This is a genomic window from Flagellimonas ulvae, assembly GCF_049333175.1.
GTDB lineage: Bacteria > Bacteroidota > Bacteroidia > Flavobacteriales > Flavobacteriaceae > Flagellimonas.
Genome location: NZ_CP186325.1, coordinates 1,615,925 through 1,628,882, shown reverse-complemented (window position 1 = coordinate 1,628,882; position 12,958 = coordinate 1,615,925). Strand labels below are relative to the sequence as shown.

General features: G+C 36.1%; 16 protein-coding genes. 10 read left to right on the top strand and 6 right to left on the bottom strand.

Translation table 11 applies throughout. The features are described from left to right. Positions 1–502: 502 nt before the first annotated feature. From ACOKFD_RS07580 to ACOKFD_RS07570, 3 genes are all read left to right on the top strand, one after another. Positions 503–1,405, top strand: coding sequence for an AraC family transcriptional regulator (locus tag ACOKFD_RS07580; protein ID WP_422860682.1), 903 nt, complete (start codon positions 503–505; stop codon positions 1,403–1,405). Positions 1,406–1,504: 99 nt separating this feature from the next. Further along, on the top strand, positions 1,505–1,933 hold the full coding sequence (locus ACOKFD_RS07575; RefSeq protein WP_422860681.1) for an ester cyclase: 429 nt from the start codon (positions 1,505–1,507) through the stop codon (positions 1,931–1,933). Between the two features lie 35 nt (positions 1,934–1,968). Further along, positions 1,969–2,475, top strand: a complete 507-nt coding sequence (locus ACOKFD_RS07570; RefSeq protein ID WP_422860680.1) for a hypothetical protein — start codon at positions 1,969–1,971, stop codon at positions 2,473–2,475. 553 nt (positions 2,476–3,028) lie between these two features. On the opposite strand, the gene ACOKFD_RS07565 is transcribed toward ACOKFD_RS07570, so the two are convergent. The 5 genes from ACOKFD_RS07565 to ACOKFD_RS07545 all read right to left on the bottom strand — a co-directional run bounded on the left by ACOKFD_RS07565 (position 3,029) and on the right by ACOKFD_RS07545 (position 6,377). Next, complete coding sequence (locus ACOKFD_RS07565) at positions 3,029–3,289, bottom strand: YgjV family protein (protein WP_422860679.1); 261 nt, start codon at positions 3,287–3,289, stop codon at positions 3,029–3,031. Positions 3,290–3,336: 47 nt separating this feature from the next. Next, the gene (locus ACOKFD_RS07560; RefSeq protein WP_422860678.1) at positions 3,337–3,936 is read right to left on the bottom strand and encodes a GNAT family N-acetyltransferase; all 600 of its coding nucleotides are present in this window, start codon (positions 3,934–3,936) and stop codon (positions 3,337–3,339) included. Beyond that, the gene (locus ACOKFD_RS07555) at positions 3,923–4,408 is read right to left on the bottom strand and encodes a MarR family winged helix-turn-helix transcriptional regulator (protein WP_422860677.1); all 486 of its coding nucleotides are present in this window, start codon (positions 4,406–4,408) and stop codon (positions 3,923–3,925) included. The genes ACOKFD_RS07560 and ACOKFD_RS07555 overlap by 14 nt, the downstream gene beginning before the upstream one ends. A gap of 230 nt (positions 4,409–4,638) precedes the next feature. Continuing rightward, the gene (locus ACOKFD_RS07550) at positions 4,639–5,427 is read right to left on the bottom strand and encodes an MBL fold metallo-hydrolase (RefSeq protein WP_422860676.1); all 789 of its coding nucleotides are present in this window, start codon (positions 5,425–5,427) and stop codon (positions 4,639–4,641) included. 38 nt (positions 5,428–5,465) lie between these two features. After that, positions 5,466–6,377, bottom strand: coding sequence for a helix-turn-helix domain-containing protein (locus ACOKFD_RS07545; RefSeq protein WP_422860675.1), 912 nt, complete (start codon positions 6,375–6,377; stop codon positions 5,466–5,468). 318 nt (positions 6,378–6,695) lie between these two features. On the opposite strand from ACOKFD_RS07545, the gene ACOKFD_RS07540 reads away from it, so the two are divergent. The 6 genes from ACOKFD_RS07540 to ACOKFD_RS07515 all read left to right on the top strand — a co-directional run bounded on the left by ACOKFD_RS07540 (position 6,696) and on the right by ACOKFD_RS07515 (position 11,186). Continuing rightward, a complete protein-coding gene (locus tag ACOKFD_RS07540; RefSeq protein WP_422860674.1) occupies positions 6,696–6,824 on the top strand; it encodes a hypothetical protein in 129 nt (42 codons plus the stop codon). A 17-nt stretch (positions 6,825–6,841) separates the two neighbouring features. Further along, the gene (locus ACOKFD_RS07535; RefSeq protein WP_213831354.1) at positions 6,842–7,174 is read left to right on the top strand and encodes a single-stranded DNA-binding protein; all 333 of its coding nucleotides are present in this window, start codon (positions 6,842–6,844) and stop codon (positions 7,172–7,174) included. A gap of 74 nt (positions 7,175–7,248) precedes the next feature. After that, the gene (locus ACOKFD_RS07530; RefSeq protein ID WP_422860673.1) at positions 7,249–7,698 is read left to right on the top strand and encodes a JAB domain-containing protein; all 450 of its coding nucleotides are present in this window, start codon (positions 7,249–7,251) and stop codon (positions 7,696–7,698) included. Between the two features lie 416 nt (positions 7,699–8,114). After that, the gene (locus ACOKFD_RS07525; RefSeq protein WP_422860672.1) at positions 8,115–8,711 is read left to right on the top strand and encodes a BfmA/BtgA family mobilization protein; all 597 of its coding nucleotides are present in this window, start codon (positions 8,115–8,117) and stop codon (positions 8,709–8,711) included. A 1-nt stretch (position 8,712) separates the two neighbouring features. Beyond that, positions 8,713–9,741, top strand: coding sequence for a MobB family relaxase (gene mobB, locus ACOKFD_RS07520; protein WP_422860671.1), 1,029 nt, complete (start codon positions 8,713–8,715; stop codon positions 9,739–9,741). A 2-nt stretch (positions 9,742–9,743) separates the two neighbouring features. Beyond that, positions 9,744–11,186 (top strand): type IV secretory system conjugative DNA transfer family protein, encoded by a 1,443-nt coding sequence (locus tag ACOKFD_RS07515; RefSeq protein ID WP_422860670.1) that lies wholly within the window; start codon positions 9,744–9,746, stop codon positions 11,184–11,186. On the opposite strand, the gene ACOKFD_RS07510 is transcribed toward ACOKFD_RS07515, so the two are convergent. After that, on the bottom strand, positions 11,164–11,991 hold the full coding sequence (locus tag ACOKFD_RS07510) for a DUF6597 domain-containing transcriptional factor (protein WP_422860669.1): 828 nt from the start codon (positions 11,989–11,991) through the stop codon (positions 11,164–11,166). The two genes, ACOKFD_RS07515 and ACOKFD_RS07510, sit on opposite strands and share 23 nt — an antisense overlap. A 272-nt stretch (positions 11,992–12,263) precedes the next feature. Here ACOKFD_RS07510 and ACOKFD_RS07505 point away from each other — a divergent pair, with 272 nt between their 5' ends. Beyond that, entirely contained in the window at positions 12,264–12,953 is a 690-nt protein-coding gene (locus tag ACOKFD_RS07505) for an aspartate/glutamate racemase family protein (protein WP_422860668.1), read from the top strand. Positions 12,954–12,958: the final 5 nt, after the last annotated feature.

Here is a 12,958-nt window from a genome sequence, read left to right as displayed (position 1 = left end):
ATTCATCGATAAGCTGTTGTTAAAAGTGGTATGATCGATGAATGGATTCGTGAGAATTGTAATTTTTTACTTGTTAATTAATTCTTAAGACACACCATTTCATAGTTTGTCACTTTTGAAGTTTTTGCTTTTGTCAATGAATCAACAGGTAATTTTATCCGTGCTTTTTCGAGAGGACCTTACCCACTATCGGATATAAAGAATTTCATAAATTGGGGCTTACTGGGATATTCTTAGAAATGTCTTTTTATCATTTCCCTTGACAAGGCCTGTTCATTGGATATCATATGGGAATCCAAATTCCATGGAAATGTTTTTAAAGAGCATGCTTAAGAGATGCTTTTTGCCCAGCAAGCCATATTCCGAACCTGTAACAATTCCATTCGCAGAACAAGTGGATTTCCAGGAAACCTTGGTATAGTGTTACTAGAAATTAAAGTAGCGGATTAATCCAATTGCTTACGGTTTTTGATTAATTTACTCGAAAACAAATATTGGTAAGTTGAGCGAAATAATCACCTACGATTCCATATCTGAGTACTTTGAGCACTTCGAAATCACCATACCACAGGATTTGGATTTTACTATCCATTCTTTAGATATTCTTCAGAACGACAGTCTTCGTAAATCACCACTTTTCAGGACTGGTTATTTTACTTTTTTGCTTATCGAGAAAGGGTCTGGCTACTACACCATCGACGATAATTGGTTCGAACTCAAGGAGCGGTCTTTTTACTTTACGAATCCAGGACATATTAAGTCATTTGCCATCGATAAAAAGTGGGAGGGCCATATCTTAACATTCACACTGGATTTTTTAAAACCTTACGTTGCCAAACCGGTCGCGGAAGAGTTCACGTTTCTCTTGGAGGAAAGCGTTCCGGTGATGTACCTACCTTATGATTTTTTTAAGGAGCTTAAGTCGATTTTCAACATTTTGTTACTGGATTACAAAAGGAACAACGTATATAAAAAAGAGATTCTGGCCAGTCAATTACTCACGATACTTTATAAGACCAAGGGACTGCTCAGAACCCATAGGGCAAAAGTCGAGCTCAAGGGTCGCCCGGCGGAAATCGTCCAAGAGTTCAATAGTCTTTTGAACAACCATTTTTTGGATGTTCTCAATAAGAAGCAGACCTATGTTTGGAACGTACAAGAATTTGCCGATGAGTTACATATACATCCAAATTATTTCAGTAGTATCATAAAAAACGAGACCGGCAAAACGGTCAAACAATGGATCAACGCCAAGATCACTAGTGAGGCAAAGGCCAGTCTACATAAATCCAACCTGTCGGTCACTGAGATTGCCTATGATCTAGGTTTCAGTGACATCAATACGTTCAGTCGTTTTTTTAAGAAAGAAACAGGTGTTTCCCCGTCTCAATTCAGGAACACTTAGAAAATGCACAATCATCCTTAGCTACTGCCCAAAACGCGGGCGACCTTCCATTCTACATTTGTACTGTAATCATTTAATAACAGTTAAAAACAAATAAAAATGGAAACTACAGTAGAAAACAACAAGCAAATTTTAAAGCGATTGATTGATGAGGCATTCAACAAAAGAAACCTCGACATTCTGGAAGAGGTATTGCACCCGGATTTCATCAACCATCAAGAAGTCTTCCCCCTTGAAGCTAAAAAAGGGCCTGATGTCTTTAGGGAGCTTTATGGAAAGTTTTTTGAGATTTTTCCTGATGTAAGGGCCGATTACCACCATGTCATTGCCGAGGCAGACTATGTGATGGCACGGGATACTATTTCAGGCACCAATAATGGGGAACTTATGGGCAATCCACCCACAGGAAAAGAAGTGGCTTTTGAAGTCTTTCACCTCTACAGAATCAAGGACGGAAAACTCATAGAGCGCTGGGGGTTAACCGATGATCTAAGCTTGATGAAACAGTTGGGCGTCATCCAGGAATAACACTAAAACAATATTAAAAGTTTAAAAATATTATCATGAGTCATTTATTAATAGAAAAAGGAACCAATTTATTGGTTACCGCAGCAGTAAGTGCAACAGTGGAAAACAATGTGGAAACGGTGTTTGATTTTACAGTTGCAGAAGATGTGATCACCAAATTCTTAAAGGGAGAACCCGAAGTAACCGGATATGAAATTCAGCAAGGGCCTTGGGGTCAAAAAGGGGCATATCGTTGGGTACATTTTGGAACGGACAAGGCACGCGAAGAAATCAACTTTATACAACGGCCTTACCTCTTTGATTATCAATTGACCGATTTTACAGCTGATTTGAAGAATATGGTAGACCTGGCGGTAGCGCAATTCTTGTTCAGGCCTGTAGGACCCAGAACGGAAATCAAATGGCACTATAATTTCAGGGCTAAGTCCCTAGAAGTATTGCCGCAACTTCAGGATTTCGTAGAAAATGTTTGGGTAGATTGGATGAAGTCCTATCTGAACGACACCAAGGAGGCATTGGACAAAGATGTGTTTGCGAAATGACATAAGTACATCTTAACTTCAAAAAGGGGAAACCATGTGTTGTTTCCCCTTTTTTATTTGTCCTCAATATGCAGTGTTTTGAAACGGCCGTTTTTTGAGACTACATTGCCAATCATACAATGCTGTTTTCAAAGTCTCCCATTTCTGGTCTTTTTTAGTTGTTTCGATAATTCACGTTTTACGGGACACTTTTTATGGATGTATAAAGACCAGAACCTAATCTCAGAAAGCCCTTGGATTGGGAGCTCCCAAGCCTTTTGAATTTTATGCTCACCTAATGGGTCACTTTTGAACTAAAATTAAGGTTCAATGAGATACATTTTCACTTGATGGTAGTGTGATTTGGTGGATGAACCGGACGGCTACCCTAAAATATGGCCCTGGTGTTTATTGATAGCTGATTCAAATAACCACTCTAAAAATGAGAAAATGTTTTTTTAGAAGAAGTTGCCAGGGCCGTTTGCTCTTGTTAGTACTATTTTAAAGAAACGCACTTTGGAACGATTTTTTTGGGAAAATCGACAGACGTTTATGGAGTCTACTTAATAATTGATTAATCATTTTTTAAAAGAATGTTTTTTACACTTCTATTGCGACTGTGCTTTTTTGAGCTTTTTGATTTTCTTAAACTATATACATGAATTACTATAAATAATGAACCTGAAACCAATACGGGATATGCAGGATTAAAAAAGCCATAAGCCATATAGAGTAGACACGAAATAATATGCCATATCCTAAAAGGAAGCATTTGCTTTTTTGTTACTGCATATAATCCAGTAATAACTGCGATATACCCAATCGCATCAATCATATTTCGTTTTATCCATTAATAACATAAGACCTCGTTTAAATGGGCTGTTATCTTATTGAGTACTCCAACAAAGTAATATCTAAATTTCTATGTTGTATTGGTAAATCTTTTGTATCACCTGTGGTATATTCTTCTACAACTTTAAACCCATATTTCTCGTAGAATTCAATAATTGCTGGATTAGCAGTCCAAGTATCTATTCTAATGGTTGTCAAACCATTTTCCGTCGAATAATCAATTGCCCACTCTAATACTTTTTGAAAAAGTTTCTGCCCTTTAAAATTAGGATTTACAACTACTCTATGCATGTAAATGGAAGTCCCCTTTTCCATTTCACGCCAAATCAATGGGTCCGAAAAAACCACTCCCCAAGCACATAAAATGTTACCTTCTTGTATCAACTTGTAGTTCAATCCGTTCTTTATTTCTTTTTTAAGATATTCTTTGTCAATGGATTCCCATCCAAAATAATTATTTCTCTTTTGGTACTTTATGGCTTCTTCGTACATCCAACAGATAAATTCAAAGTCTTTTACTTCTGTGTTTTTTATCAAATACATATTCTCGTTTTGCCTTACAGTAGAACTATTTTTTTCTAAGGACTGATTTCCTGTATGTGCGGAGTTAGAATATTTAGTTCTGATCATTTGTGTTTGTTTTAATCTCAATTACCCTCGAAAGCAACCCTTTTTGTTCCATTTTTTCTTCAACTATCTCCAATTGCCCTAAGAACTCATTATCGAAAATATCGCGGACAGCGATTTTTATTTGGTCCCATTCAGCTTGTAGTTTCGGCAATTCCTTATGTGCTTTTTCTGTGAGTTCAATTATTTGCTTACGTGAGTCCTTAGTATGCACTCTGCTTGTTACATACCCGACTTTCTTCATTTTCTTTATAATGGTAATGACTGATGGATGAGAAAATTCAAGAGCCTTGGATATTTCCGTTACAGAAAGTTGTTCCTGCTCCTTTAACAATAGAAAAATAAGATGCCAGTTCGGTTCAATTGGTAATTCCAGATATTCATATACTCTCCGTGCATCATGCATCAGTGTGTCACTGATTCTTTTGATTCGCGCCGTTACTCCAATAATCTGTAAATTCTTCAAGTAGCTCATAATGCTTTTATGTAGTTGACTACAAATATATATAAAATTACGTAGTCAACTACATATATTTGTTTGGAATTTAATTGATAGAGGAGAACAAATTAAAAGTTGAGTATGTTTAAGAGAGTTAATAAACGTCTACAGGCAATAATCTTTATTAAGATTTACACTTGACTTTTTTCTTAAACTATCCGAAGAATTCACAAAGAATAATCATTGTACTGCATCATCAAACTTCACTAAAAATCAACGGTTTCACCGTCTTCAGGAATAATGACCCTTTCCATATTTACGTCATTAGTGTCTAGAAATTTTCTTAAACTATCTCGAGATACCGTTTCATGGTCCAAAGCTCCAATATGGACAGTTACAATGGTTGAATCATTCTTATAGTTTAACATTTTTAATACATCATCCTCTCCCATAATTACCTTGTGAGTACGCTCCAGGATGATATATTCTTTAAATGGATTGGATTCAGGTATGAAAGTATTTCCACCGGCATTACAGATAATGTTTTTTGGATTAAACCTATCCATATTTTTCTTGATGGTCTCACACCAGACAGTATCTCCAGTGATGTAAAGGGTTTCTTCTTGGGTAGTTTGGAAGACATATCCCGAAACGAAACCCATAACGTTAAGAATTTCTCCTTCCCCATGCTGGGCATCTACTCTTGAAATCTTGATACTATCAATTGTCTTTGTGTCATAGATGATATCAACATTTTTAAAACCGAATCCTCTAATAGTTTCATAATCTTCCTTTTGCACCAAAAATGGAATGGATTTGGGAATGGTTTCTTGCGCTCGTTTGTCAAAATGGTCGGGGTGCAAATGTGTAATAGCGACATAATCCACACCACTTATAATTTCTTCTATGTCCATTGGTAGCGGGACAAGAGGATTTGCCGATTTACCTGCAAAGGGTGGTAAACAATTGACCTCTCCGAAAAAAGGGTCTATAAGCCAAGTCTTTCCGCCATATTCAATTTTTACCGTAGCATTTCTTATATGTTGAAACTTCATATTTACATTTTTCCCAAATGTAAATGCAGATGCTTCGTTTAGGACTTTTGAAAGTTGCTAAATTTTTTTCTGTACTTCTGAGGTGTTGTTGATAGGTGATTTTTTAGAATAGGGTATATCGTTGTAGATTCTTTAAAACCAACTGAAAAAGCTATTCTACTGATGGGCAAGTCTGTATTATTGAGTAAATACTTTGCTCGCTCTATTCGGATTCGTTTAAGGTATTGATGTGGAGATATACCATAAACGTTTTTGAAAACCCTTAAAAAATGAAAATGCGACATGGATACCAGTTTGGATACGTTTTTTATGGAGAATTCCGAATCATTGTAATTACTATAGATGTAATCTTTAGCTTCTACCATTCTTTTGGCCAGTTCTTTTCGAGTCGATTTCTTTGTTGCATGTATGTTAAAACTTCTACCTTTTTCTTTATGGTCAATAACTAAGGAGTGTTTTAAAATATCCATCAAAAAAGATGCTTCATTCTCGGTGGAATAAGATTGAATTATTTCATTAAAACTTGAATTTCTATAATGTAGCTGATTGATGTATTTATAACTTGAATCTTGCTCATAAGGAGTATCAAGAAGCTTTTCATTTGAATTCAAAAGCGCATATTGAGCCTTTGTATAAAAATCGAAGTTGATGTGTATGTTAAAGGTGTCAACCAAATCTTCTGAATCAATCTCATAGCGAAAGGATTCAAAGGGATTGGATATGTAGAAAGTTTGTTCACATACTTTAATATACCTTTTACTGGTCGATAACTTTATGGTTCCCTTAGTGTTGGCAAGAATAGTGAACGAACTTTCAGAAACCGATTTTTGATAGTTTTTATAGGATGCGGTTACCACCACATTGGGCCACTCTATTTCTTTTTTAGGAGACTCAACAACATTTCGAAGTCGGTCAATTGAATCTTGTTTAGGGAACTCGAATGCCCGCATAAGTAATATTGTTATGAGTAGGTTAATACATTAGTAAAGTAGTTAAATTTCACTAATTCGGAAAACCATTAATTCATTTACTTCCACTTCCTTCCATTTTAAGCTTCCCGTAGTCTTTTGACACACTTACCGAGCTCTTCGGTATCACACTTTTTTTGTCAGCAAAACAACAACATTCAGGTTTGAACTACGGCATAAACCAGGCTCATGCTTCGCTCTTTTTTATACGTCTTATCAAACCTGAACATTGAATCACATGGGGCATCAAAAAAAGGTAACAACGAAGGCTCTATGGGAAGTAAATCAAAATATCGAACTATGAAATCATCTCAAAATTTCCAAAAAGGAAGTGGAACTAAAAAATCAAAAAAGGAAAACACTCTGGATATAATAAGTAAATCACTTTTAACCTGCCCGTCCGTTCAGGCGGGAACAAATGAATATTAATCTTTAAATCTATTCTTATGAGTACTATTAAAAATCATGTACAGTTAATTGGAAATGTTGGGCAAGAACCAACTATTACGAACCTTGAAAGCGGTAAAAAAGTGGCCCGTTTTTCTATAGCCACCAATGAGTATTACAAAGATACATTGGGCGAAAAGCAGACCGATACCAATTGGCATACGGTAGTAGCTTGGGGCAAAACAGCCGATATTATCGAAAAGTATGTTGGCAAAGGCAAAGAAATTGGGATTGTGGGAAAGTTGAAAACAAGAACATATACCACCGATGATGGAAACCAACGCTATGTTACTGAAGTGGAAGCCAGTGAAATTCTACTATTAAGTAGATAAGTCAAAAAAGAAAGAGGGTGATACCGTGAAAAGCCTCACCCTCTTTTTCATTATCAATCTTAAAAGAAATAACAATGAAGAACAAAGTTAACGAAATACAGATCAGTTACAAAGAGCGCGTTCCAGCACTTTTTTGGCAAAAAATAAATTCATCGCAAGATGCCAGTGAAATACTCTTTGAACATTGGAACAAAAACACCATAGGTGTACAAGAATCCTTTAAGATTTTGTTGTTGAACAATAGCAATAAAGTAAAGGGGATATATGAACTTTCAAGAGGGGGCATCACGGCGACCATGATTGATTTAAGAATACTATTTGCCGTAGTTTTAAAAACCTTATCGGTTGCCATTATTTTAACGCACAATCATCCATCGGGAAAATTAGAAGCGAGCAAAGCGGATATTCAGCTCACTAATAAAATTAAAAATGCAGCTGCTCTTTTTGATGTCAAAGTTCTAGACCATTTGATTATTGTGCCAAATGGAGAGTATTACAGTTTTGCCGATAATTCAATACTATAATGGTGTATTTGAATTAAAAAAATCTCGATGAAGAGACACAAGAATATTTAAACAAATCATACAAGACCTTTGAATTTTCAGAGGTCTTTTTTTATGGGGATTTTTAAAATCCGACTTTCTACTTTGCCCCATTTCTCAAAATCATACGGAACGTCATTAAAACAGGTCATTTGACAACAATCTACGTTTCAATTTCACATCTCATTTAGATACATTTATAAGGCTAGTCGTTAAGTAAAGCAACCGACTTTTTAACAATCTCAAGACAGGCTTTTTGGTCAGGTTGTTCGAAATTTTTGTCACGCTCAAGCGTGACAAAATCGAGAAGCAAGAGGGTAACACGCAAAGCGGTGTCACAAGTATTTTTAATTTTCAAATAATTGAAAATCAATTGATTGTAATTTTTTGAAAATGTGATGATTTTAGAGTTTGCAGCAAATAGGCTCAAAACTCCTATAAACAGGCATTTTTTTACAGCAAAAAGAATGGGAGGGTTTTCAAAATATCAATTTTCGGCAATTAATGTCAAGAAAAAAGTGGCTATCAGGTTCAGGAAATTTTCCAAAGAAATTTCCAAATCGAATACGGAGGCATTGGAAGCCATGCTCAATTTTTTTGACTGGAACGACCTTTCTCCAAGCGATAATTTGGGGGTCAAGAATGAACGGACCAATAAACGCATCAATGCTGTTATTGCAATTCTAAAGAACATTGAAAAGTATCAGACCAAGCCTACGGCCACCATGCTGCAAACCTTATTTGAAGAAACGACCAACCTCGAAAAAGAAGAGGAAATCTATGATTTTGACACCCCAGACCTTATATCGGAAAATGAAGAACTCGATTATTATCGAACGGAATACTTCACCATCAAGGAGAACTACAATGCCCTAAAACATGAGATGGGACAAATCCTAAGTAAAATAAGATATGTACGGGGCAATTTTGGAAACGGATATTTTAAAGTGGAAATGGATAGGGCAACATTAGAAGAACTTAAAGGAAAAGTATAGCATGTACATTACCATAACACCACATAAAATAGAGGGCAAGTATGCGCAGAGCGCTTCCGATTTCGTGGCGTATCTGGAAAAGGAAAACGAAGGAAAGCCCTTGGATGAACATGAGCATTTTTTCAATCAATATGGAGAAGAAATCACAAGCAACGAAGTTATAAAGGAGATTGACGGCAATACTGCAAAACTCAAAAAAACAGAACCTAAATTTTATTCCATTACCATCAATCCAAGTAAACGGGAACTTCAACAATTGCAAAACCATAGCATAGATTTAAAAGCATATACAAGGGAACTGATGAAGGACTATGCGGAAGCTTTCAATCGTGAAATCAACGGACAAAAAGTAACCGTTAACGATATTAAATATTACGCAAAAATAGAATATGAGCGCACCTATAAAGGAACGGATAAACAAATAGAGGAAAACCAACCTTATGCCACCAAAATACTCCAGCTGAAACATGATATCCGTGCGATTCAGGAAGGCAAATTAGTTGGAAGTATAAAAGAAATCCAAAGCAAAATTGACAGATTGGAAAAGGAAGCACCATATCAACAAAATGGGAAACGAATTGTGAGAGGTATGCCAAAAGAAGGTGCGCAAAGCCACATTCATATTATTGTCAGTCGCAAAGATGCCAGCAATTCTGTAAGCCTTTCCCCAGGGAGCAAGCACAAAGCTTCAGAAGTAACAATGCATAATAAGTCCGTAAAAAGAGGCTTTAATCGGGACGGTTTCTTTGCGGCTTCGGAAAAGACGTTTGACAGGATATTTCAATACAAACGAAATTATGTAGAAACCTATAAAGCCAGAAAGACGTTGCTCAAAAATCCACAATTATATTTTACCATGCTTTCAGGTCTTCCTACGAATGAAAAGGCAATGGCCTATAAAATGCTTGCTAAATCTGGTGTCCCTATTATGAGCATCCCTACAAACAAAGTACAGTTGACGCTGAAAGCTATTAAGAAAATAAAGCGAGGTTTGAATAGAGCCATACAATCCAGTTCTATTGGTATATGAATATGTCTATAGCACATATCATTCTGTACATTATCATTCCAATATTACTGATGGGCATTGTTTTGTATGTGTTCTTTTACCAAGAGCGTTCAACAAAAGCAGAAAAAAAATACAGGGTTCATTTCAAATTAAAAAATGGTAGCTTTCGAATAGACAACATTAAAAGAGGGGCTTCCATTATTGGAGCTGCGGGAAGCGGAAAGACAGAAAGTGTTATTTGTAATTTTCTTCACCATTTTAGTCAGTATAACTTTTGTGGTATTATACATGATTATAAAGATTTTGAGTTGACTGAAATTGCATACCCTCTTTTTCGGGACGGAGACGTTAAATTCTATACTATTGCGTTTGATGAAATCCATTACCGGGTAAATCCCATTGCTCCAAGGTATTTACCGAATGAAGAAAGTGTCAATGAAGTATCCAAGGTGTTGATTGAAAATTTGTTGGAACAAAACCTTTCTGAAACCACTGGAAGCAATAAGTTCTTTACGGACGCTGTAGAAGGTCTGTTAAGTGGTTTGATTTGGAAATTGAAAACAGCACATCAACAGTATTGCACACTTCCCCATCTTATTGCTTTATTTCAATTAATGAACACAAAGAAGTTGGTTGCTTTTTTAAGTTCAGATCTAACCTCTAAGGCTATGGCAAGCGCATTTCTCAATGGTATAGCATCTGAAAAGCAAACCGCAGGGGTTAAAAGTACCTTGGCAAATGCCTTTAAAAAAATCAGTTCCCAAAAACTATTCATGATATTGTCTGCGGATGAAGTGCCATTGGATATCAATAATCCTCAAAACAAAGCGGTCATTTCCATTGTGAACAACCCACAATATGAATCGGTATATTCACCTATCATAGCAATGGTCGTACACACCGTCGTTAAACAAATGAGCGTTAGAAATCGGGAAGCTGCTTTTATCTTGATGGAAGAGGCCCCAACAATCAAATTACTCAATATGCATCGTATTCCTGCAACTTTGCGAAGCTATGATATCGCTACGGTTTATGTCATGCAGGACAAAATTCAAAATGATATGCTTTATGGGGAAAAAGCCAGTAAAGCTATTTTGAGCAATCTGTCCTACCAATTTTTCGGGAAGGTCAATGATCCTGATACCGCCAAATATTATGAACGTTTTTTTGAACTGGTCAAGAATCCAACCAAAAGTATAAGCAAAGGAACAGGACTTTCATGGGATGCCAGAATTACCAAAGGTGAAAAGGAAGTTCCCAAACGTAGAGCGGATATTTTCTTCCGATTAAAGCAGGGCGAGTTTATTGCTTTTGCGGACGGAAAGGATAAAAAACTGAAATTCAAATTATTGCCGATAAAAAGGAGTAGGCCGAAAAATAAAGTCTCGTTCTCTGAAACGGAATTACAGATGGAATTTGAACGAATACATCGGGAGGCTAAAACTATACATAAGACTCCGGCATAGTGCCATAAGGGCGCTGGTTAGGGTGTTTTGTATGCTCAATAAGGGACAACAGTTTGCGAGGGGTAAAACCAGACCACTTTTTGACTTCCTTGACAAAATGGTTTTGGTCATAGAAACCAAAAAAGAAAAAGTCGGAGGTTATTCCAGTTTTTAGGATTTGTTTTAAGGCAAGTCTACAGCGGAGCATCGACTGGACTTGTTTAGGGCTAAGTCCAGAATATCGCATTGTAATACGTTGAAGATGTCTTTGGCTTACACGAAGCAATTTGGATAGTTGAAGAGCAGAAGTGGAAAAATGCCTTCCAATTACTATTGCCTCAATAAACCTGTTCCATAGGGAACGACCACTTTGGTCAACATCAAAGTTGAATTCCCCAATCTGTTTGCAAAGTTTATTGATAAATGAATTCAAGTTGGTTTCTTGAAATAAAGGTGTGAGCCAATTTGCAGTTGGAATTATTTCTTCCTGTAGGAAGGTTTTATTGGTCAGAAGCTGAGTTTCTTCTTTAAAAATTGGGAATGTACTTCCAAATTGGAAAGTGACTCCAAAAGTTAAATTCCCTTTAGGATGCACATATTCGGCGAAATTAGTACGAGGTCCCAAAATACAGGTGTCCTTAATCGATATGGCACCAATTTGATTATCCTTTACCGTATAGGGTGTCCCAAGAGTAAAAACCCAATTTACATAAGGGTAGGAGAACATATATTCCGTTAATGCCTTTTCTTCCGAATCAACATCCAGTAACCAAAAATGTCTTATGGTTTTATTTAGGTGAGCAGGAGGACTATATAATTGATACATCTTTTAAAACGGTAATTATGGAAATTCCCTCGTTTCAACTCAGCACAATTCTAGCTTTTCTATTTCTCGATACGAATTAGTTCCATTGATTTGCAAGAGGTAAAAATACTGATTTCGCACTATTTTTCATAGTAAAAGGTGGACATGAACCAAGCACTTCATGAAAGCCTTGGAATCAAATTTTAACGTCCATGTTATACTATCTTTTATCATTTTTTCGGAAGACATTTACTTGTACTTGAAAATAATTGATATTAAAACAGGTGAATGAAATGAAAAAAATTGGTCTTGTCGGCGGTATTAGTTGGGTTTCAACTTTGGATTATTATAAATTTTTCAATCAAGGTATCAATAAAAAGTTAGGGGGGTTAAATTCTGCCGAATGCATCATACAATCATTAAACTTCCATGATGTCCAAGATAAAGGTTGGACAAATTCTTTCGACCTTATTTTTGATGCTTGTAAAAACTTAATTTCCAGCAATGTCGATGCCATAGTTTTATGTGCAAACACAGCACATTTATTTGCCGACCAAATCCAATCCAAAATCGACATTCCAGTTATTCACATTGCATCCGCTACAGCAAAAGAAATAAAAACAAAAGGTTTGAAGAAAGTTGGATTGCTAGGCACCAAGTTTACAATGGAAATGGATTTTTATAGGGACAAACTTAAAGCATTTGGTATTGAAACCAGTATCCCGAAAAAGCAGAAGGATATTGAAACAATACAGGACATTGTTAAAAACGAACTAGGAAAGGGAATCATTCATGAAAGTTCAAGAAATAGATTCATTGATTATGCCAATGAATTGTACGATAATGGAGCCGAGGGTATCGTATTGGGATGTACAGAAATACCAATGCTAATTGGGCAAAAGGACTTTGGTTTTCCAGTATTCGATACAACTAAAATTCATGTTGACTACATGATAGACTTCGCTTTGGAATCGATAGATTAATCGTA